A 20,522-nucleotide genomic window follows, 5' to 3' on the forward strand; every position below is an offset into this window, starting at 1 on the left:
GGTGCGTCTGCTCTTCGCCGGAACCCCGGAACCCGCCGTCCCCGCGCTGCGTGCGCTCATCGACTCCGAGCACGAGGTCGTCGCCGTCCTGACCCGGGCCGACGCCCGCGCCGGTCGTGGCCGCAGGCTCGTGCCGAGCCCCGTGCGCGTCGCCGCCGAGGACGCCGGCCTCCCGGTGATCACCGACGTCCCCCGCGGTGCGGAGTTCGTCACGCGCCTGCGCGACCTCGAGGTCGACGCCGCCCCCGTGGTCGCCTACGGCCATCTGCTGCGCCCCGACGTCCTGGCCGTGCCACGGCTCGGCTGGGTCAACCTGCACTTCTCGGTGCTGCCGGCCTGGCGCGGTGCCGCCCCGGTGCAGCACGCCATCCTCGCCGGGGACGAGGTCACGGGTGCCACCACCTTCCTGCTCGACGAGGGCATGGACACCGGCCCCGTCCTGGGCACCGCCACCGAGACGGTCCGCCTGCGCGACACCTCCGGCGACCTGCTCGGCCGGCTCGCCGTCTCCGGCGCGCAGCTGCTCGTGGCCACCCTCGACGCCCTGGCGGCCGGCGACCTGGCCCCCCAGCCGCAGCCGGCCGACGGCGTCTCGCTCGCCCCGAAGATCACCCGCGACGACGCACTGGTGCGCTGGGACGACCCGGCGCTCGCGGTCGACCGGCGCATCCGTGCGGTGACCCCGGCCCCCGGAGCGTGGACCACGCTGCCGGCCGACGGCGACGCAGCCGACGATGGTGCACCCGGCCCACGGCTCGGCCTGGGCCCGGTCACCCTGCGCCCCGAGGTCACGGACCTGGCACCCGGTCAGGTGCGCGCCACCAAGGCCGAGGTGCTCGTCGGGACCGCCACCTGTGCCGTCGCGCTCGACGAGGTGCGACCGATGGGCAAGAAGCCGATGGCCGCCGCAGACTGGGCCCGCGGCGGCGGGCGATCCGTCGTCGACGCCGGGACCCTGGGGGGAGACGCACGATGAACGACCACCAGCGACCCGACCGGGCCGACGACCGTCGCGACGCCCGAGGCCGCCAGCGCGGCGCCGCCCGCTCCCGGGGTCAGAGCCACCGCACCTCTCAGGCGCCCTCGCAGCGCCGACGCGCCACCGACCCGGCCCGCACCGCCGCCTACGACGTGCTGCGCGAGGTGGACGCCTCGGACGCCTACGCCAACCTCGTGCTGCCGCCGATGCTGCGCGAGCGCGGCATCACCGGGCGTGACGCGGCCTTCGCCACCGAGCTCGCCTACGGCACCCTGCGGCTGCAGGGCCGCTACGACGCGATCCTGGCCCACTGCGTCAGCCGGCCCCTGGACCAGCTCGACCCCGAGGTCCTCGACGTGCTGCGCCTGGGCGCCCACCAGGTGCTCGGCATGCGGGTGCCCGCCCACGCCGCCGTCTCCGAGACCGTCGGGTTGTGCCGCGACCGCGTAGGTGCCGGCCCCGCCCAGATGGTCAACGCCGTGCTGCGGGCCGTGGGACGCACCAGCCTGGACGACTGGATGGACCGACTGTGCACCGAGGCACCGGACGAGACGACCGGTCTGGCGCTCACCGGTTCGCACCCGGTGTGGATCACCCGCGCCCTGCGAGAGGCGCTGCATGGCTCAGGGCGCTCCACCGACGAGATCGCCGACCTGCTCGAGGCCGACAACACCGCCCCGCGCGTCACGCTCGTCGCGCGGCCGGGCCTGGTGGACCCCGCGGACCTGTCGGACGGGGACGACCAGGTGAGCCTCGCACCGGGACGCTGGGCACCCACCGCCCGCGTGCTCGCCTCCGGCACCGACCCCGCCGCACTGGACGCCGTCGCCGACGGCCGCGCCGGCGTGCAGGACGAGGGCTCCCAGCTCGTCACCCTCGCGCTGGCCGCCACGCCGCTGGAGGGCCGCGACGAGCGCTGGCTCGACCTGTGCGCCGGGCCCGGCGGCAAGGCGGCGCTCCTCGGGGCGCTCGCGGCCCAGCAGGGCGCCAGGCTCGTGGCCAACGAGGTCCAGCCGCACCGGACCCGCCTGGTGCGCAAGGGGCTGCGTGCCGTGCCCGACGGCGCGGTGGAGGCCGTGCGCACCGCCGACGGCCGCGAGGTCGGCGTCGAGGAGCCCGGTGCCTACGACCGCGTGCTCGTCGACGCCCCCTGCACCGGCCTGGGGGCGCTGCGGCGTCGGCCCGAGTCCCGGTGGCGCCGCATGCCGGCCGACCTCGGTGCGCTCACCGGCCTGCAGACCGAGCTGCTCACCTCCGCGCTCGACGCCGTGCGGCCAGGGGGCGTGGTGGCGTACGTGACGTGCTCGCCCCACCTGGCCGAGACCCGCCTCGTGGTGGACGACGCGCTGCGCCGGCGCGACGACGTCGAACGTCTCGACGCCCGCGCTGCCGTGCGCTCCGTGCTCGTCCCCGGGGCGGAGATCGACCTCGGGGCCGACGACGGCGGAGCAGGCGGCCTAGACGTGCAGCTGTGGCCGCACGTGCACGGCACGGACGCGATGCACCTGACGCTGCTGCGCCGGAAGGCCTGAGCAGGCGCTCGCCGGCTACGGCGCGCGATCGTCGACCGGGTCGCCGCGGCGACGGACGATGCCGGCGATCGCCGCAGGTGCGAGCGTGACGCTCGTCAGCGTGCCGAGCAGGGCCAGGCCGGCAAGCGTCCACTCCGTGGCGCCCCAGATGCGGGCCCCAGCGATCGCAGCAATGCCCGGTGCGGCAGGGTCATGAACGACGTCGACGACGTCACCGGCTCGTGGCACCCCGTCCCAGTTCCAGATGGTGGCCCGCGAGCCGTCCGCCAGCTCGACCGTGAGGACGAGACCGCCGGTGGAACCCCACGCGGAGCCCACGACGACGGCCTCGCTGGTGGTGCCGCGAGTCTCCAGGGCGACCAACCGCTGCACGGCGGGTACCGTCGCGGCCGCACCGAGCCCGGTCACCAGCAGCGGCAGCAGCACGAAGAAAACCAGACCTCGGCCCGCTCCCTGCCGTCGTGCGACGTCGCCGACACCCACCCAGATCCGTCGGGCCGCGCGCTGCAGAGGCCGACGGGCGCGTGGCTCGTCCGGGCGCGGTCGGGTGCGCAGCCACAGCCCCAGGCGTTCGCCGAGCACCGGAACCGCCACGGGGACGTACCAGGCGGTGAGTGCACCCACGAGCACCATGGCCACCACGGTAGCCACGACCGTCGAGTCGACCGGCGGGGTGCCGTGGATCACCGCACGACCCGGGTTGCCCGGGTCATAGCTCACCTGGACGACGTCGTCCACGGCGATGCCGGCGGGCCAGTGCGAGACCTCCGTGCGGATCGAGGACCCGTCGAGCAGCCTGAGCCGGACGTAGCCCAGCTCCCGGTAGCCAGGGTGGCGGACCTCTTCGATCGCCGCGCTCGCCTGGACGCCGCGGGAAGCCAGCACGGCGTGGGTGCGCAGATGCTCTGCGGAGATCCACACCGATCCGGCGAGAAGCGCGAGGACCAGCAGGAGGACACCGACGATCGACTCGGTGCTGCGTCGTCGCAAGGATCGCTGCGCCTCGCGGCGTCGAGGGCCCGGTGTCCGGTGGGGCAGTCGTCCCCCCTTGCCCCGCCTGCTCACCGCGCCCGCCTCGGCGCGGGCCCGTCGTCGGCCGCCCCGCGCCGACGCACCAGACCGGTCACCGCTGCCGGGACCACCGTCACCAGGGTGACGAGCCCGAGGCCCGCGACGACTGCCGAGGCACGCTCCGGCTGTCCCCAGATACCGGCACCCGTCCGGGCCACGAGCGAAGGGTCGTGCGGGTCGACGATCACGTCGATGACCTCGCCGCCGCCGGGCACACCGTCCCACTGGGTCAAGGTCACCTGCTCGTACCCGGCGACGTCCACCGTCAGCCAACCCTCACCGAGGCGCCACCACTCGCTGGACACGACCGTCGCCTCGGCCTGGACACCGCGGGTCTGCAGGTCGCGGGAGCGATCGAGCGTGATGAGGGTGTCACTCGTCGCCACACCGGTCACGGCCACCGGGACGACGACGAAGCATACGACCGTCCGCTTGACGATCCCTTCGCGGGCCTCCCTCGAGACCCGACGCAGCAGCGCCCGGACCGGTCGCGCGTGCGGGTGGGCACCGGGGCCGGCCCAGGCCACCCGCCAGCGGGTCCACAGCTCGGCGAGGACGCCCCCGCGGAGCAACAGCGCCCACCCGAGAAGCAGGGCGACGTCAAGCACCGCGACGAAGAGGATCTCGGCGTCGACCAGGGGAGCGTCGACTGCGGTGGCCCGGCCAGGGTCGCGCGGGTCGTAGACGACGTCGAGGAGCGAGCCCTGGACCATCCCGGAGGGTGGGTGCTCGATGCGCGTCGTCCTCGACGGGTCGTCCAGCAGCTCGACCGTCAGGGCGTCGACACCCGGGATGTTGCGTCTTCCGCCCGCGTGAACCCACAGGACGCGGGCCTCCGTCTCGACGCCACGGTGGGCGAGGACGATCTCGTTGCGCAGGTGGGCGACCGAGAGCCACCCCAGGACCACGGACATCCCGACGAGAGTGGTGAGCGCGATGACGAGCGACCTGGTCTCGGCCTTGACGACGTTCTGGCGAAGGCTGTCCCAGAACCCCGGCGGGGGACGCCGTCCGTCGTGGTTCATCGGGTCCAGCGAGGCGCTGCGCTCCCACTTCCTGCGGCGACCCACGTTGTCCTCCCGATGACCTGTCGACGCGGTGAGGCTAGCGCAGGCGCTCAGCGCCAGGTATTCCTTGCGAACAGGGAGGGTGTCGGGATAACCTGACCGCCCGGGAGGTTGTCAGAAAAACCTGTCACAACGGAAGGTGTCGTCATGGCCACGGCTCCACGCTGGACGCATGCACGAAGCGCCCGCGACATCGGTCGGTTCGTCCAGCAAGCCCGCAAACGCCGCGGAACCAGCCAGGCGGCGCTCGCGGACGAGCTCGGCCTCACTCGGCAGTACGTGTCCGAGGTCGAGTCCGGCGTGGGCAATCTCTACGTCACGCGACTGTTCGAAATTTTCGACGAGCTCGGCATCGACGTTCGGCTCGCTGAACGGGACGCCCATGACCGCGACTGAGATCGATGCGTGGCTTTACGGGAGCCGGATCGCACGCTTCAGCGCACGCCGCACGGGTCAGGGCACCCCTCGAGCGGACCTGGAGTGGGACGCCGACGCGGTCGCCCGGTGGGGATACGGGGCCCGCATCCTGTCGCATCTGCTCCCGATCGACGAGGACGCACCCCCTTCTGCTGCACGCGCCACGGCGTGGCTCGACGGCCTGATGCCCGAGGGCCGGGTGCGCGAGAACATGGCGATGGAAGCTGGCGTCGACCCCGAGGACGCGGTCGGATTCTTCGGTTCCTACGGCGGCGACACGGTCGGCGCGCTGCAGTTCGTCGCCGAGGGAGCCGGCCCGCTGCCGTCCTCACGTGACCAGGTTCGGCTCGATGACACTGGCGTGGCTGAACTCCTGCGGGAGACCGTGGCACGAGCCGGTGGGCACGGCCGCAGCCAGCACCTGACCAGCTCGCTGCCTGGCATGGAGCCCAAGATCGGTCTGGTGCGCGACGGTGAGCACTGGTGGCGGGCGTCGCCCGAGCAGCCGACCACGCACATCCTCAAGGTCGCGCGCGCCGCTGGCTCGCCCACGGCCGACCTCGTCGACACCGAGGCGGCCGCGCTCGACCTCGCGCGACGTCTCGGTCTGACGACGATCGACGCGCACGTCGAGAAGTTCGACGGCGTGCGCTGCATCGTGGTCTCCCGCTACGACCGCGTGCCCGACGCGGACGCGCCCGGCGGGCTGCGCCGGATCCACCAGGAGGACGCCGCCCAGGCGCTCGGCATCAACACCCGCGACCCCGAGCGGAAGTTCCAGCACGGCCGGGCGCTGCCGTCGTTGGCCCGGATCGCCCAGGTGCTGCGCGACGACGGTGCCCGGCCGGACCCGCTGCTGGCGCTCACCGTGCTCAACCTCGCGCTCGGCAACACCGACGCGCACGCGAAGAACATCTCCATGCTGCGCCGCCAGGACGGCACCGTGGTGCTCGCCCCCGCCTACGACGTCTCGATGCACCTGCACCACTCCCACGCCTCGCGCGTCTTCGCGATGGACGTCGCGGGCGAGCGGGACATGGACGCCATCACCGGGGAGCACCTCGTCGCCGAGGGTGCCTCGTGGGGCCTGCCCCGCCGTCGTGCCGTGCGTGTCGTGGCGCGGACCCTCGACGACCTCAGGGCGGCGCTGGGCGAGATCGACCGCTACGCGCACCCCGGGGTCCCGGCCGAGGCATGGAGCACCGTGGTCGAGCGCACGGACGCGCTGCGCCGGTCGGTCGACTGATCAGTGCAGCGAGCGCTGGAGCAGCATCGTGCTGACGCTCCGGCCGTGCTTGACGCCGACGTCGCGCAGCACGCCGACCACCTCGAAGCCGAGACGGCGGTGCAGGGGTAGGGAACCGGCAGCGGCCGGGTCGTCGGCGACGACGGCGACCACCTCGCGCACGCCGGCCAGCGAGCAGGCGTCGAGCAGCGCCGCGAGCAGCCGGGTGCCGATCCCGCGACCCTGGGCCGCGGGGGAGAGGTAGATCGTCGACTCGACCGTGTGCCGGTAGGCCGCCTTGGGGCGCCACGGGGACGCGTACGCGTACCCCACGACGACGTCGTCGACCTCGGCGACCAGGAACGGCAGTCCTCGGGAACGCAGGTCGTCCAGCCGGGCCGCCCACGCTTCCGCGCCGGGAGGCTCCTCGTCGAAGGTCACAGCGGTGCCGAGCACGTACGGCTCGAGGATCGCGGCGACCGCGGGCAGGTCGTCCCCGGTGGTGGTGCGGACGACGGGGCGTGCCGCCGTCGGAGCGGCGTGTTCAGGTGCATCCACGGCGCGAGCCTAGTGCGGCGTCGTCGCCCGCCGCACACCTCGACGGGCACACCTCGACCGGCACGCCGCGAGCGCCACCGTGTGCCCTCGTCCAGGATGAGTCGTGGCGGGATGTCGAGAACACAGGCGCGGCTCCGTCCCCGGGACGAGAGCGGCCATGACAGGCCGCCCGAGACGAAGGAGAGCACGATGACCAAGTACCTGCTGCTGAAGCACTACCGCGGCGCACCGGCAGCCGTCAACGACGTCCCGATGGAGAGGTGGACGCCCGAGGAGGTCTCGGCGCACGTGCAGTACATGCGGGACTTCGCGACCCGGCTCGAGGGGACCGGCGAGTACGTCGACGGCCAGGCGCTCTCCCCGGAGGGCACGTTCGTCCGGTACGACGGCGAGGGGCGACCGCCGGTCACCGACGGCCCGTTCCCGGAGACCAAGGACCTGATCGCCGGCTGGATGGTGATCGACGTCGAGAGCCACGAGCGGGCGATCGAGCTGGCCGGTGAACTGTCCGCCGCCCCCGGCGCTGGCGGCCGGCCCATCCACGAGTGGCTCGAGGTGCGCCCGTTCCTGAGCGCACCACCGACCGTCACGGAGTGACGAGGTGGACGATGCCCTGCTGCGGGCGCTCACGCCCGCGGTGATCGGCATCCTCTGCCGTCGCGGAGCGGACTTCGCGACGGCAGAGGATGCCGTGCAGGACGCCCTGGTCGAGGCCGTGCGCCGATGGCCCGACGACCCTCCACACGATCCCCAGGGCTGGCTGGTCACCGTCGCCTGGCGCAAGTTCCTCGACGTCGCCCGTGCGGAGAAGTCCCGGCGGCAGCGCGAGGTCCGGGTCGAGACGGAGCCGGCGCCCGGCCCGGGGGAGTCGGTGGACGACACGCTCCGGCTCTACTTCCTGTGCGCGCACCCGTCCCTGACGCCCTCGTCGGCCGTCGCCCTGACCTTGCGCGCCGTCGGCGGGCTGACGACGCGGCAGATCGCCCACGCATACCTGGTACCGGAGGCGACGATGGCGCAGCGCATCAGCAGGGCCAAGCGCACTGTCGCCCGCGTCCGGCTCGACCAGTCCGGCGATGTCGCCACCGTGCTGCGCGTGCTCTACCTCGTCTTCAACGAGGGGTACTCCGGCGACGTCGACCTCGCCGCGGAGGCGATCCGCCTCACCCGTGAGCTGCGCGCGATGGTCGACCACCCGGAGGTCGCCGGCCTGCTCGCGCTCATGCTGCTCCACCACGCCCGGCGCCCGGCGCGTACCCGAGCCGACGGCAGCCTCGTGCCCTTGGCCGAGCAGGACCGCTCCCGGTGGGACACCCGTCTCATCGCTGAGGGAGTCGAGATCCTCCAGGCGGCGCTCGCCCGCGACCGGCTGGGCGAGTTCCAGGCGCAGGCAGCCGTCGCGGCGCTGCATGCCGACGCCTGGACGGTCGAGGAGACCGACTGGGTGCAGATCGTCGAGTGGTACGACGAGCTGCTGCGGCTCACCGACAACCCGGTCGCCCGGCTCAACCGTGTCGTCGCGGTCGCCGAGGCCGACGGTCCGCGCGCGGGCCTGGCCGCCCTGTCGGAGGTCGATCATGGCGTGCCCCGGTACGCCGCCGTCGCCGCGTACCTGCACGAGCGCGACGGCGATCCCGCGACCGCGGCCCGGCTCTATGCGGACGCCGCGCGCGCGGCGTCCAACCTGCCGGAACGTGATCACCTGACGCGGCAGGCCGCCCGGCTCAACTCCCGGTCATCACGCTGAGTCGTGGGGCGGAGCGGTGGACGGACTCAGACGCCGGCCGGGGCCCAGGCGCCGATGATGACGGCCATCACGGCGAACGTCACCAGCTCGTGCGCGATGTTCATGACGGTCAGTGCGGCAGGCCGGCCCTCGAAGGCGTCGTGGGTGACGAACCGGGCCGCGGTGAAGCCCGCCCAGAGGAAGCCTGCCGTCGCGAGTGCCGTGCCGAGGAAGCCTCCGCCGTAGAACTCCCAGGCGATGTAGGTCGCGCCGGCCAGGACCCAGGCAGACACGAAGCTGACGAGCACGGTGACGACGATCGGGCCGACGGCGCTTCCCTGCTTGTCCGGGTCGACGTGCGCGAGGCGCATCCACCTGTTCCCGAACACCTTCGGCGTGTACCAGATCGAGCCGACGACCAACGTCGACACCGTGGCGGCCACGACGGCCCAGTAGTTGATCTCGGGAACCATGCGCTGCTCCTTCGCGTGCACGTGCCGGCCGGTGACCGGCCCTACGCTGTGCATCATGGCAGCCCTGATCAACCCGAGCATCCTGTCGGCCGACTTCGCGAACCTCGAACGCGACCTGCAGGTCATCTCGACCGCGGACTACGCGCACGTCGACGTCATGGACAACCACTTCGTGCCCAACCTGACGCTCGGCCTGCCGGTCTTCGAGCGGCTCGCGCAGATCTCACCCGTGCCGCTCGACGGGCACCTCATGATCGACGACCCCGACCGCTGGGCACCGGCGTACGCCGAGGCAGGCGCGGCATCGGTCACGTTCCATGCCGAAGCGGCGCGGGCACCGGTCCGGCTCGCGCGTGAGCTGCGTCGCCTGGGTGCGCGGGCCGGCGTGGCACTGCGCCCCGCGACGCCGGTGGAGCCGTTCCTCGACCTGCTCGCCGAGGTCGACATGATTCTCGTGATGACCGTCGAGCCCGGCTTCGGCGGCCAGTCCTTCATCGAGGGGACGCTGCCGAAGATCCGTCGTGCGCGGCAGGCCGTCAGCGAGTCCGGCCTCGACGTGCACATCCAGGTCGACGGCGGGGTGTCGCGGGACACGATCGAACGCGCCGCCGACGCCGGCGCCAACGTCTTCGTCGCAGGGTCGGCGGTGTTCGGGGCGGAGAACGTCCCGGCGGAGATCGCGGTGCTGCGGGACATGGCGAGCAAGCACACGCACTGAGGCAAGACCGACGCTCTCCATGACATGTTCGAGGCATGGAGAGCAGGGGCAGGAGCGTCGTCGCGGCCCGTAGCGCGGCGTGGGTGGTCGCATCTGTCCTGGCGGCGGCCGCGGCCTGCACCGCGGACGACGGCAGCCAGGTGTGTTTCGACTGGGCGGTGCACGACACCCCGGCGCAGGCCGCGCAGGACGCCCTGGTGGTCCGCGGCGCCGTCACCGGCGCCGCGGGGGAGGGCACGGCCTGGGGCGTGCGCGCGACGCGGTGGGACGTCGCCGTCGAGGAGGTGCTCGCCGGCGAGGGTGTCGAGGCAGGTCAGCAGGTCACGGTGCTGTCCTCCCCGGAGACCTGCAACGGCGGGCGTGGCCCCTATCCGGCGGGTGACCCCCTCGACGTCGACGGTGAGGTCATCGTCATCCTGCACGACGACGCCGAGCTCGGGCTCCGGACGGTCACGCCGTTCGACGGCGTCGTGGCGGCCGGACCGGACGGGGGGCTGCCCGAGCGGTGGCCGGCCGACCACTACCGCCCGTGACGCGGCTCAGATCCCCAGCACCGCCCGGGCGATGAGGAAGTACACCACGAGCCCCGTGGCGTCGATGAACGTGGTGATGAACGGGTTGGAGAAGACCGCCGGGTCGACGCCGAGCTTTCGGGCCACCAGCGGCATGATCCCGCCCACGGAGGCGGCCAGCGTGCACACTCCGACCAGCGTCAGCCCGATGACCAGACCGACGTCGACGCCGTAGAGCGTGCCGACCACCGCGAACCCGAGCGCGCCGAGCAGCGCACCGAGCAGGAGCCCGACCCGCACCTCGCGCCCCAGGACACGCAGCACGTCACGCGGGCGGACGTCGTCGAGCGCGAGGGCGCGGGTGATCGTCGTGGCGGCCTGGTTGCCGGTGTTCCCGCCGGTACCGATCATCAGGGGGACGAAGAGGCTGAGCACGACCATCTGCTCGAGCGTGTCCTCGAAGGCCCCGAGCACCTGGACGGTCAACGATGCGCCGACGGCGAGGGCGAGCAGCCAGACCACGCGGGAGCGCACCACCGCGTTGATGGGCGTGGACAGGTACGGCCGGCGCAGGGGCTCGGCACCACCGGTGCGCGCGGCGTCCTCCGACTCGGCCTCCTCGAGGATCCCCAGGGCGTCGTCGACCGTGAGGATGCCGACGAGGCGAGACTCGTTGTCGGTCACGGGCAGCGCGAGCAGCTTGCGGTCGGCGCACTCGCGCGCTGCCTGCTCGGCGTCCATGGTGGCGGGCACCGCGAACGGCTCGCTCATGATCGACTCGATGGTGTCGCTCGGCGTGGCGCGCAGGACGTCACGCAGGCTGACCACGCCGACGATCTGGCGGACGGCGTTGACCACCGGGACGGTGTAGATCGTCTCGGCCTCGTCCAGCCGCAGCCGGATGCGCTGCAGGGTGTCCCCGACGGTGAGGGACGGTGAGGTGGTGGCGTACTCGGGGCTCATGCGTCGTCCGATCGAGCCCTGGGGGTAGCCGAGGACCGCGGCGGTCATCGCCCGCTCTCGTTGCGGGAGACCGCGCATCAGGCGGTTGGCCACTTTGGCGGGGAGCTCGTCGAGGAGCGTCACCCGGTCGTCGGGGTCGAGGTCGGTGAACAGGCGTGCCACCTCGTCGTCCTGCAGCGCCTGGACCAGGTCTCCCTGGAGGGTCGGGTCGAGTCCCTCGAAGACGTCGAGTGCGACGTCCTTGGACAGCAGGCGGTAGAGGACGGCACGGTCCTTGCGTCCGAACCGTTCGAGGACGTCCAGGACGTCGGCGGGGGAGAGGGCCGCCAGGGTGGTGCGCGCCTCGGTCAGGCGGCCCTCGGCGATGTCGTCCTCCACGGACTCGATGAAGTCATCCGTTCGCATCGCCACGACGAGCCTCCCGAGGGGTAGGTGGACGCGACACCGCACTGCTGCGGTCGCGAAGGGCCGCAAGCCAGGCTAGTCGATCACCTCCTGCGACCTGGGAAAAAATAGTGTGCCAAGCGGCGAATGCCACACACCCACTTGCGTCCCGCACCCCGAAACGGCGCCTCGACGCACAGAGGGCCCGACTACGCTGGTGGGGTGAAGACCTTCGACTCCCTGTTCGCCGAGCTGTCCGAGAAGGCCCAGACCCGCCCCGCCAGGTCGGGGACCGTCGCCCAGCTGGACGCCGGCGTGCATGCGATCGGCAAGAAGATCGTGGAGGAGGCCGCCGAGGTGTGGATGGCCGCCGAGCACGAGTCGGACGAGGCCGCCGCCGAGGAGATCTCGCAGCTGCTCTACCACCTGCAGGTGCTCATGATCGCCAAGGGGCTCTCCCTGGACGACGTGTACGCACATCTGTGAGCGTCCGGCGCGCTCCGATCCGCACCCACGCCGTCGTCCCACCCGAACTGAACGAGGTATTCCCTTTGCTCCGCATCGCCGTCCCCAACAAGGGCTCGCTGTCGACTCCCGCCACCGACATGCTGCGCGAGGCCGGCTACCGCCAGCGCCGTGACACCCGCGAGCTCGTGCTCACCGACGCCGACAACGGCGTCGAGTTCTTCTTCCTGCGACCGCGCGACGTCGCGGTGTACGTCGGGGCCGGCACCGTCGACGTCGGCATCACCGGCCGCGACCTGCTGCTCGACTCCGACGTCGACGCCGTCGAGCACCTGCCGCTCGGGTTCGCGGGATCGACCTTCCGCTTTGCCGCCCCGGCCGGCACCATCGACGACGTCGCGCAGATCGCCGGGAAGCGCGTCGCGTCGTCGTACACCACGCTCGTCCGGACGCATCTGGCACGCCAGGGTGTCGAACCCGCCGCCATCGTCCACCTGGACGGAGCCGTGGAGAGCTCGGTGCGGCTGGGGGTCGCGGACGTGATCGCCGACGTCGTGGAGACCGGCACCACCCTGCGAGCCGCCGGGCTCGAGGTCTTCGGCGAGCCGATCCTGCGGTCCGAGGCGGTGCTCATCCGCCGGGCCGGGGAACAGGTCCCGGCGGGGATCGACATCCTCACCCGCCGCCTGCAGGGCGTCATCACCGCCCGCGAGTACGTGCTGCTGGACTACGACGTGCCGACGGAGCTGGTCGATGCCGCCGTCGCCGTCACCCCGGGGTTCGAGTCGCCCACGGTATCGCCGCTGCACAACGGCCAGTCCGCCGCCGTGCGGGCGATGGTGCCGCGCTCGGAGACGAACCGGGTCATGGACGCGCTGTACGACGTCGGTGCCCGCGGCATCCTCGTGACCCGGATCCACGCCAGCCGTCTGTAGCCCATGACCGACGACGGCACGCGGGACCGCTTCCGGACCTTCCGTCCGTGGTGGACCCGCGTCGCCGTGCTGGTCACGGGCGCGGTCGCCGTGGGCGGGAGCCTGCTCGTGGGGCTGCTCGGTGAGGAGGGCGTGCTGCTCGGCCCCGGCACGCGGCTGACGTTCGTCGGGTTCGCCGTCTTCGCCGCGTGGCTGCTCTGGCGTCTGGGTGGCGTGCACGCCCGTCCCGACCCGACGGGCCTGACCGTGCGCAACGTCGTGCGCACCCGCCGCGTCGCGTGGCCCGAGATCGTCGGGGTGCGTCTCACCATGAACGACTCGTGGGTGATGCTGGACCTCGCCGACGGCGGCACGCTGGCCGTGATGGGCATCCAGCGCGCCGACGGCGAGCGGGGGATGGCGGAGGCCCGCCGGCTGCAGGCGCTGGCCCGTCAGCTCGGCGAGGCCCCCGACATCTCCTGAACCGCGGAAGGGGTCAGTGCGCGGCGTTCACGGGTCGGCGCTCGGTGCGCGGCGCACGGCGTTCCGGCGCGCCCTTGTCGACCGAGATGCGCAGCTGCCGACCTGCGACGTTGGCACGGCCGATGCGGTTCATCGTCGCGTCGTCGAGCGGCTTGGTGATGTCGACCAGGGAGAAGTTGCCGAAGATGTCGATCTTGCCGATGTCACCACCGCGTAGCCCGCCCTCGTTCGTCAGCGCACCGACGATGCCGCGCGGCTGCGCTCCGTGAGTGTGCCCGACGGCGATGCGGTAGCGGGTCCCCTCGGCAGGTCGGCGGATGCCGCGGCCGCGCTCGTCCCGGTCGGACCGGGGATGGCGACGCGTACGGTCACCGTCACGGTCGCCGCGCTCGGCACGGTGCGTCTCACGGGTGCGACCGCCCTTGACCTCGGCGCGCTCCCGCTCGTGCTCCTCCTGGGCCGCACGGTGGGCCGGACCGTCGTCGCCGACCGCGAGCGCCAGGAGCGCGGCGGCAACCTGAGCGGCGTCGGGGGCCGTCCCGTCCTCGCGGGGGGCGAGGTGCTCGCTGAGCAGCTCGGTGTACAGGTCGAGGCGGCCGGCCTCGAGTCGGGCGGGCACGGTGCCGAGGATGGTGCGTGCACGGTGCGCGGAGACGTCGCGGGGGGAGGGGACCTCTACCTCGGCGAGCTTGGCCCGGATGGTGCGCTCGATGTGCTTGAGCTTGCCGCGCTCCTGGGGGGTGACGAAGGAGAGGGCGCGGCCCGTGCGGCCGGCGCGGCCGGTGCGGCCGATGCGGTGGACGTAGGCCTCGGGCTCGCGGGGGATGTCGAAGTTGACGACGAGTCCGATGCGGTCGACGTCGAGGCCGCGGGCCGCGACGTCGGTGGCGACGAGGACGTCGAGCGAGCCGTTGCGCAGGCGCTCGACGATCTTTTCGCGCTCCTTCTGGGCGACGTCGCCGGAGATGGTGGCGGCGGAGACGCCGCGCTCGATGAGGGCGACCCCGACCTCCTCCGCGGCGGCGCGGGTGCGGGTGAAGACGATGGTGGCGTCGGCCTCGGAGGTGGCGAGGACGCGCACCAGGGATCCGACCTTGTGGCGGAACGGCACGACGGCGTAGGTCTGCTCGACGGCGGTGACGGTGCTGGACTGCCGGGAGACGGCGACCTGGACCGGGTTGTTGAGGTGGGTGTCGGCGACGGCGCGGATGGCGGGCGGCATGGTCGCGGAGAACAGGGCGACCTGGCGCTCGGCGGGTGCCTGGCCGAAGATCTTCTCGACGTCCTCGGCGAAGCCCATGCGGAGCATCTCGTCGGCCTCGTCGAGGACGAGGAACTTGACGGTGTCGAGGTGGAGCGAGCCGCGTTCGAGGTGGTCCATGACGCGCCCGGGCGTGCCGACCACGACCTGGACGCCGTCGCGCAGGGCGCGTTGCTGCGGGACGTAGGGCGCTCCGCCGTAGACGGGCAGGACGCGGACGCCGGGCAGGTGAGCGGCGAAGCTCTCGACGGCGTCGGCGACCTGCATGGCGAGCTCGCGGGTGGGGGCCAGGACGAGCGCCTGGACGTGACCGCGGGACACGTCGGCGGCAGGGTCGACGGCGGCGAGCAGCGGGATGCCGAAGGCCGCGGTCTTGCCGGTGCCCGTCTGGGCGACGCCGGTGATGTCGCGCCCGGACAGCAGGGCCGGGATCGCCTCGGCCTGGATGGGGGACGGGGTGGTGAAGCCCAGGTCGTCGACGGCCTTCTGCAGCGGTGCAGGCAGGTTGAGGTCGGCGAAGGTGGTCTCGGGCTCGGTGGGCAGGGTGGAGTCAGGGGTGCTCATGGCGAAGGTGACCGTTCGTCGGGGTACGGGGGAGTCCTGCCACGCCGTGCGGCGAGGCGGTCGCTCGGTCCCGGACACACACCTGCACCTGGCTGGATCTCTGCTGCTTGCTGCCAGGGCCTACGAACACGCGGGAAGACGACGAACTCCGATTGGATTGGTCCCATCGTAGGGGCCGCGAGCGCCAGAGGGCAGTGGGCCGGTCGGTGAGTTTGCCCACTGCGGCGCGATCTGCCCGGTCCTGCGTAGGATGTGCGCGGCAGGCACTCGGTGGACACGGGCGGTGATCGTGCAGGCAGGGCAAGATGGTTCGGCCGTGTGGACGGTCCCGAACGTCGTGAGCATGGTGCGTCTGGCGTTGGTCCCGGTGTTCGCCGTCCTCATCGTGACCGGCGAGGACGTGTGGGCGCTGGTCGTGCTCGCCGTGTCCGGTGCGAGCGACTGGCTCGACGGATATCTCGCGCGACGGCTGAACCAGGTGACGAAGCTGGGGCAGGTCCTGGACCCGGCGGCGGACCGACTGTTCATCCTGGTGACGCTGGTCGGCTTGCTGTGGCGCGGTGTGGTGCCGTGGTGGGTGCTGGCCGCTGTCGTGCTGCGCGACCTGCTGCTGGCCTGTCTGGCCCCGGTGCTGGCACGGCACGGTTACGGCCCGCTGGCGGTGAGCCTGGTCGGCAAGACGGCCACGTTCGCCCTCCTGTACGCCTTCCCGCTGCTCCTCCTCGCGGAGACCCCGGGGCCGGTCGGCGCGGTGTCTCATGCCGTGGGCTGGGCGTTCGCCTGGTGGGGGATCGGGTTGTACTGGCTCGCCGGATGGCACTACCTGGTGCAGACCCACCGACTGGTGGCCCGGGGTGCAGGTGGCGAGCGCCAGGAGGACCCGGCATGACGCAGGCGTCGCGGCCGAGCCGGCCGGATGCGTCGATGACGCTCCTGGTCGAGGTGATGGAGAAACCGCTGGACGCGGGATACGCGGAGGCCGCGCGTCGCCGGGAAGCGGGGGAGACGCCGTCGCGTGGTGCGGGCACGCTCCTGCTGGTGCTGGTCGCCGTGCTCCTGGGCCTGATGACGGTCACCGCCGCCCAACAGCTGCGAGCGCCCTCGGAGGGGCCGTCGGCGCGCGAGGTGCTGGAGCAGGAGATCACCGACCGCCAGGCGACGGCGGACTCCCTGCGTGAGCAGGCGACGGCGCTGAACGGTGAGATCGAGGACCTGCAGTCCGAGGCGCTGTCCGTCACGGACCGGGGCCTGCTGGATCAGCTGCGACTGGATGGCGTGGTGACCGGGGCGACCGCGGTGTCGGGTCCGGGCCTGCAGGTCACGCTGAGCGACAGCAGCGCGGACCTGGGAGCGGACGTCGCGGTCTCGGACACGCGTGTCCAGGCGGTGGACCTGCAGACGGTCGTCAACGCCCTGTGGGCCTCGGGGGCGGAGGCGATCAGCGTGGGCGGCCAGCGGCTGACGTCGCTGTCGGCGATCCGTCACGCGGGTGAGGCGATCCTGGTCGACCTGGTGCCGCTGCCCGGACCGTCGTACGTGGTGAGCGCCGTCGGTGATCCGGAGGACATGCAGGCCGCGTACGCTCGGACCGGCGCACCGGCGTACACCCAGTTGCTGTCCACGGAGTGGGGGATCGGGTCGAGCATGTCGACCGTGGACGAGATCGAGCTGCCGAGCGTGGGTGGGCAAGGGCTGCGGTATGCGGAGCCGGTGGAGCCAGACCCAGAGGTGGAAGAGAGCCAGGAGGAGAACCCATGATCGCCGTCGTCGGGCTCGTGATCGGCGTGGTGGCAGGGCTCGTCCTGCACCCGACCGTGCCGGTCGCGTTGCAGCCGTACCTGCCCATCGCCGTGGTGGCGGCGCTCGATGCGCTCTTCGGAGGGCTGCGCGCCAAGCTCGACGGGTTGTTCGACGACAAGGTCTTCGTGGTGTCCTTCTTGTCGAACGTTCTCGTGGCTGCGTTCATCGTCTTCCTCGGCGACCAGCTCGGTGTCGGTTCGCAGCTGTCGACGGCGGTGGTCGTGGTGCTGGGCATCCGCATCTTCTCCAACGCCGCGTCGATCCGACGGCACCTGTTCAAGGCATGAGCATGAGCGACGATCGCCACAGCTCCGAGGAGCCTCCCCGCACGCCGGACGAATCTTCGCCGGACGAGGTGGACGGCGGCGTGCCGCAGGAACCGGCGGTGACCGCCGACACCGGCGGCTCACCCCAGCCTGTCGATCCGTTGGACCTGTCGGTGCCGGTGGCCTCGCTCGCCGGTCCGCAGGACGCGGGACAGGACGTCGGGAGCGCGACGGCCGACGTCGACGGAGCCTCGTCCCCGGACGAGGCAAGTGCGGGGTCGCCGCCCGGGACCTGGCCCGGGCCAGGAACCGGAGCAGCCCCGGGGGCGACCGAGGAGGAGAGCGTCGCCGGTGCGCCTGACCGGCCGGCACCGCCGCGCGGGTGGCGCGCCGTGGCCCAAGCGATGCGTCCGCGGGCGAACCGGTCGCAGCTGCTCGCCGCCGTGCTGTGCGCAGCGCTCGGTTTTGCCCTGGTGGTCCAGGTTCAGCACTCGGCCCAGGATCCGCTGTCCTCGGCCCGTCAGGACGACCTGGTGCGGCTCCTGGACGAGGTGACGCAGCGTTCCGAACAGCTGGCCGAGCAGGTCGCCGAGCTCTCCGGGACGCGCGACGAGCTGCAGTCAGGCACCGGTCAGGCGCAGGCTGCCGTCGACCTCGCGCAGGAGCGGGCCAGCTCTGAGGGCATCCTGTCGGGACGCCTGCCCGCCGTCGGCCCGGGGCTCGAGATCGTGGTGCGTGACCGCGACGGGCTCCTGGACGCCGCGAAGATGTTCAACGTGCTCGAGGAGCTGCGCAACGCCGGGGCCGAGGTCGTCGAGCTCAACGGTGTCCGCCTGGTGACCTCGACGTGGTTCCGCGACACCGAGGACGGGATCGTCGTCGACGACGAGGTGCTCGACTCCCCGTACCGGTGGACGGTCATCGGCGACCCCTCGACGCTCAGCCCCGCGCTGGAGATCCCCGGCGGTGCCCTGGCCACCGTCCGTACCGCCGGGGCAGAGGCCGCCACCACCGCGCACGACGAGATCGAGGTCACGGCGGTCCGTGAACCGCCCGAGCCTCGGTACGCCACCCCGCAGACCCCCGAGGGGTGACCGCCACGGCCGCTCGCGCGGCTTCCCGCATCAGCGGGTGAGAGGGTAGGTTTGATGGACGACGGCGCACGTCGGACCGCCCGACCCAGCCAGGAGGACTGATGACGGACCCCCGCGCACTTCCGCACCAGACGGGTGTCGACACGACGGCCCACCTCGGCAGGCTCGGCGCGCCCGCGGAGGAGCAGGCGCCCCGCATCCCGCTGACCGCGGAGGAGAGCGCTGCCGTGGCTGCCCTACCGAGGCACTCCGCGCTGCTCGTGGTGCAGTACGGCTCCGGCGCCGTCGGCGAGCGCTTCCTGCTCGACTCCGACCGCACGGTCGCCGGCCGCAGCGAGAACGCGGACATCTTCCTCGACGACGTCACGGTCTCGCGCAAGCACGCTGAGTTCGTCCGCGAGGGTGACCGGTTCGTCGTGCGCGACATCGGTTCGCTGAACGGCACCTACGTGAACCGGGATCGCATCGACGGCGCGACGCTCAGTACGGGCGACGAGGTGCAGATCGGCAAGTTCCGCATGTCCTTCCACGCGAGCCCGCAGGCGCCGCGGGACACCCAGGCGCCGGTTCCGTGACGGTCGGGGCCGGGATCGAGCCGGTCCCGGAGCCTGACGACGCCCAGGAACCCTGGCCTCGCGGGATCTCGCGACAGGCCTCGATGCGCATCTCGGACGTCCTCGGCCAGCTGCGCGGTGACTTCCCGTCGGTCTCGCACTCCAAGCTGCGCTTCCTCGAGGAGCAGGGGCTCATCACACCCGTGCGCACGCCGGCGGGCTACCGGCAGTACAGCCCGTCCGACGTCGAACGCCTGCGCTTCGTCCTGGCCGAGCAGCGTGACTCCTACCTGCCGCTGAAGGTCATCAAGGAACGACTCGCGGCGATGGACGCAGGCGAGCCGGCGCCGGGCCCGGCGCCGCGGCTGGCCCCACCGGCAGACGACGCCGCCGAGCCGGCCAGGCGGCGATGGACCGTGGAATCCCTGTCCGACGCGACCAGCACCTCGCCGGACTTCGTGCGGTCGTTGGTCACGGCCGGCGTCCTGCGCACCTCCTCGGGCTATCTCGACGCCGGAGCGCCCGACGTGGTGCGGATCGCCACCCGCTTGGCCGAGCACGGCATCGAGCCGCGGCACCTGCGGCCGCTGCGCTCCTCGGCCGACCGTCATGTCGGGCTCGTCGACCAGGTCGTGGCCCCGTACCGCAGTCAGCAGACGACGGACGGGCGCGCACACGCCGCCGGTCTCGCCGAGGAGCTCGGCGACCTCGTGGCTCGACTGCACAGCATCTGGGTGCGCGAGGGCACCTCCCACCTACGCTGAGGCCACGCCCCCGCCACACAGGCCTCTAGGAGCGGGTGGCGTGGTGCCGTAATACCGTTGATCGCGTGGAGAGCGACGACGGGACCGAGGCGCCGATGGTGCCGGTCGAGGTGCTCGGGGTGCGGCAGCAGCAACGCGATCAGGAGATCGTGGTCCTGCTGTTCGACACCGCGGCCGAGCTCGCCGTGCCGATCGTGATCGGCGCGCGCGAGGCCTCTGCCATCGCCATGGCCCAGGCAGGTGTCGTCACACCCCGACCGATGACGCACGATCTCCTGCGCGACCTGCTCGGTGCGGTCGGTGTCGAGCTGGACCGGGTCGAGATCGTCGCACTCGACGGCGGGATCTTCTTCGCCGAGCTGGTGCTGTCCACGGGTGTCCGGCTCGACTCGCGAGCCTCGGACGCGATCGCCCTGGCCGTACGGACCGAGAGCCCTGTGCTCTGCTCCGCAGAGGTCGTCGCAGCCGCAGGTGTCGAGGTGGTCGACCTCGACCAGCAGAAGGAGGTCGAGAAGTTCCGCGACTTCCTCGATCACGTCACCGCCGAGGACTTCACGACAACGGAGGGCCCCACCGACACCGGGGACGACACACCCCCTGGACCCTCAGGTCCAACCTGAATGTTGCGGGCTATGGTGGCTCCACAACCCTCTACCGAAGGTTCAAGGTCGCCACGACAGATCACGTTTGGGCACCGGTCCGGCGACACGCCGAACGTCTCGAGGGCCACGT

The 20,522-nt window shown here is 72.4% G+C and carries 24 protein-coding genes; 18 read left to right on the forward strand and 6 right to left on the reverse strand.

Features of this window, described 5'->3' with window-relative positions; genetic code table 11:
• Position 1: 1 nt before the first annotated feature.
• Positions 2-976, forward strand: coding sequence for a methionyl-tRNA formyltransferase (fmt, locus tag PZC42_RS09045; protein ID WP_277210229.1), 975 nt, complete (start codon positions 2-4; stop codon positions 974-976).
• On the forward strand, positions 973-2,511 hold the full coding sequence (locus PZC42_RS09050) for an RsmB/NOP family class I SAM-dependent RNA methyltransferase (protein ID WP_277210231.1): 1,539 nt from the start codon (positions 973-975) through the stop codon (positions 2,509-2,511). Before fmt ends, PZC42_RS09050 begins: the two co-directional genes overlap by 4 nt.
• A 15-nt stretch (positions 2,512-2,526) precedes the next feature.
• On the opposite strand, the gene PZC42_RS09055 is transcribed toward PZC42_RS09050, so the two are convergent.
• Positions 2,527-3,501 carry a DUF3592 domain-containing protein gene (locus PZC42_RS09055; protein WP_277210233.1) on the reverse strand — a complete coding sequence of 325 codons (975 nt, stop codon included), beginning with the start codon at positions 3,499-3,501 and terminating at the stop codon, positions 2,527-2,529.
• Between the two features lie 71 nt (positions 3,502-3,572).
• On the reverse strand, positions 3,573-4,652 hold the full coding sequence (locus PZC42_RS09060) for a DUF3592 domain-containing protein (protein WP_277210235.1): 1,080 nt from the start codon (positions 4,650-4,652) through the stop codon (positions 3,573-3,575).
• Positions 4,653-4,796: 144 nt separating this feature from the next.
• Here PZC42_RS09060 and PZC42_RS09065 point away from each other — a divergent pair, with 144 nt between their 5' ends.
• Positions 4,797-5,045 (forward strand): helix-turn-helix domain-containing protein, encoded by a 249-nt coding sequence (locus tag PZC42_RS09065; protein ID WP_277210237.1) that lies wholly within the window; start codon positions 4,797-4,799, stop codon positions 5,043-5,045.
• Positions 5,032-6,312 carry a HipA domain-containing protein gene (locus PZC42_RS09070; RefSeq protein ID WP_277210239.1) on the forward strand — a complete coding sequence of 427 codons (1,281 nt, stop codon included), beginning with the start codon at positions 5,032-5,034 and terminating at the stop codon, positions 6,310-6,312. Before PZC42_RS09065 ends, PZC42_RS09070 begins: the two co-directional genes overlap by 14 nt.
• On the opposite strand, the gene PZC42_RS09075 is transcribed toward PZC42_RS09070, so the two are convergent.
• Positions 6,313-6,849, reverse strand: coding sequence for a GNAT family N-acetyltransferase (locus PZC42_RS09075; RefSeq protein WP_277210241.1), 537 nt, complete (start codon positions 6,847-6,849; stop codon positions 6,313-6,315). It abuts the gene before it with no gap.
• Positions 6,850-7,038: 189 nt separating this feature from the next.
• Here PZC42_RS09075 and PZC42_RS09080 point away from each other — a divergent pair, with 189 nt between their 5' ends.
• Both PZC42_RS09080 and PZC42_RS09085 read left to right on the forward strand, forming a co-directional pair.
• A complete protein-coding gene (locus PZC42_RS09080) occupies positions 7,039-7,446 on the forward strand; it encodes a YciI family protein (protein ID WP_277210243.1) in 408 nt (135 codons plus the stop codon).
• A gap of 4 nt (positions 7,447-7,450) precedes the next feature.
• Positions 7,451-8,596, forward strand: a complete 1,146-nt coding sequence (locus PZC42_RS09085) for an RNA polymerase sigma factor (RefSeq protein ID WP_277210245.1) — start codon at positions 7,451-7,453, stop codon at positions 8,594-8,596.
• Positions 8,597-8,622: 26 nt separating this feature from the next.
• On the opposite strand, the gene PZC42_RS09090 is transcribed toward PZC42_RS09085, so the two are convergent.
• Positions 8,623-9,048, reverse strand: a complete 426-nt coding sequence (locus PZC42_RS09090; RefSeq protein ID WP_277210746.1) for a DUF1761 domain-containing protein — start codon at positions 9,046-9,048, stop codon at positions 8,623-8,625.
• 55 nt (positions 9,049-9,103) lie between these two features.
• Here PZC42_RS09090 and rpe point away from each other — a divergent pair, with 55 nt between their 5' ends.
• Both rpe and PZC42_RS09100 read left to right on the forward strand, forming a co-directional pair.
• Positions 9,104-9,766 carry a ribulose-phosphate 3-epimerase gene (gene rpe, locus PZC42_RS09095; RefSeq protein ID WP_277210247.1) on the forward strand — a complete coding sequence of 221 codons (663 nt, stop codon included), beginning with the start codon at positions 9,104-9,106 and terminating at the stop codon, positions 9,764-9,766.
• 35 nt (positions 9,767-9,801) lie between these two features.
• Entirely contained in the window at positions 9,802-10,299 is a 498-nt protein-coding gene (locus PZC42_RS09100; protein WP_277210249.1) for a hypothetical protein, read from the forward strand.
• 6 nt (positions 10,300-10,305) lie between these two features.
• Here PZC42_RS09100 and mgtE read toward each other — a convergent pair whose 3' ends face one another.
• Complete coding sequence (mgtE, locus tag PZC42_RS09105; RefSeq protein ID WP_277210251.1) at positions 10,306-11,646, reverse strand: magnesium transporter; 1,341 nt, start codon at positions 11,644-11,646, stop codon at positions 10,306-10,308.
• A gap of 201 nt (positions 11,647-11,847) precedes the next feature.
• Between mgtE and PZC42_RS09110 the strand changes: the two genes are divergently transcribed.
• The 3 genes from PZC42_RS09110 to PZC42_RS09120 all read left to right on the forward strand — a co-directional run bounded on the left by PZC42_RS09110 (position 11,848) and on the right by PZC42_RS09120 (position 13,487).
• Positions 11,848-12,111 carry a phosphoribosyl-ATP diphosphatase gene (locus PZC42_RS09110; RefSeq protein ID WP_277210253.1) on the forward strand — a complete coding sequence of 88 codons (264 nt, stop codon included), beginning with the start codon at positions 11,848-11,850 and terminating at the stop codon, positions 12,109-12,111.
• Between the two features lie 65 nt (positions 12,112-12,176).
• Positions 12,177-13,025, forward strand: a complete 849-nt coding sequence (hisG, locus tag PZC42_RS09115; protein WP_277210255.1) for an ATP phosphoribosyltransferase — start codon at positions 12,177-12,179, stop codon at positions 13,023-13,025.
• Between the two features lie 3 nt (positions 13,026-13,028).
• Positions 13,029-13,487 carry a PH domain-containing protein gene (locus tag PZC42_RS09120; protein WP_277210257.1) on the forward strand — a complete coding sequence of 153 codons (459 nt, stop codon included), beginning with the start codon at positions 13,029-13,031 and terminating at the stop codon, positions 13,485-13,487.
• Positions 13,488-13,500: 13 nt separating this feature from the next.
• Here the strand turns inward: PZC42_RS09120 and PZC42_RS09125 are convergent, their stop codons facing one another.
• Positions 13,501-15,312 (reverse strand): DEAD/DEAH box helicase, encoded by a 1,812-nt coding sequence (locus tag PZC42_RS09125; protein ID WP_277210260.1) that lies wholly within the window; start codon positions 15,310-15,312, stop codon positions 13,501-13,503.
• A gap of 250 nt (positions 15,313-15,562) precedes the next feature.
• Between PZC42_RS09125 and clsA the strand changes: the two genes are divergently transcribed.
• The 7 genes from clsA (at position 15,563) to PZC42_RS09160 (ending at position 20,410) form a co-directional block, all read left to right on the forward strand.
• Positions 15,563-16,201, forward strand: coding sequence for a cardiolipin synthase ClsA (clsA, locus tag PZC42_RS09130; protein WP_306574409.1), 639 nt, complete (start codon positions 15,563-15,565; stop codon positions 16,199-16,201).
• Complete coding sequence (locus PZC42_RS09135) at positions 16,198-17,070, forward strand: DUF881 domain-containing protein (protein ID WP_277210263.1); 873 nt, start codon at positions 16,198-16,200, stop codon at positions 17,068-17,070. Before clsA ends, PZC42_RS09135 begins: the two co-directional genes overlap by 4 nt.
• Entirely contained in the window at positions 17,067-17,399 is a 333-nt protein-coding gene (locus tag PZC42_RS09140; protein ID WP_277210265.1) for a small basic family protein, read from the forward strand. Before PZC42_RS09135 ends, PZC42_RS09140 begins: the two co-directional genes overlap by 4 nt.
• Before the next feature lie 2 nt (positions 17,400-17,401).
• The gene (locus tag PZC42_RS09145) at positions 17,402-18,472 is read left to right on the forward strand and encodes a DUF881 domain-containing protein (protein WP_277210267.1); all 1,071 of its coding nucleotides are present in this window, start codon (positions 17,402-17,404) and stop codon (positions 18,470-18,472) included.
• A 101-nt stretch (positions 18,473-18,573) separates the two neighbouring features.
• A complete protein-coding gene (locus PZC42_RS09150; protein WP_277210269.1) occupies positions 18,574-19,047 on the forward strand; it encodes an FHA domain-containing protein in 474 nt (157 codons plus the stop codon).
• Positions 19,044-19,790 (forward strand): transcriptional regulator FtsR, encoded by a 747-nt coding sequence (gene ftsR / locus PZC42_RS09155; RefSeq protein ID WP_277210271.1) that lies wholly within the window; start codon positions 19,044-19,046, stop codon positions 19,788-19,790. The genes PZC42_RS09150 and ftsR overlap by 4 nt, the downstream gene beginning before the upstream one ends.
• 95 nt (positions 19,791-19,885) lie before the next feature.
• Positions 19,886-20,410, forward strand: coding sequence for a bifunctional nuclease family protein (locus PZC42_RS09160; protein ID WP_277210748.1), 525 nt, complete (start codon positions 19,886-19,888; stop codon positions 20,408-20,410).
• The last annotated feature ends 112 nt before the right edge of the window (positions 20,411-20,522 follow it).

It is taken from the genome of Isoptericola croceus (assembly GCF_029382255.1).
Taxonomy (GTDB): Bacteria; Actinomycetota; Actinomycetes; order Actinomycetales; family Cellulomonadaceae; genus Isoptericola; species Isoptericola croceus.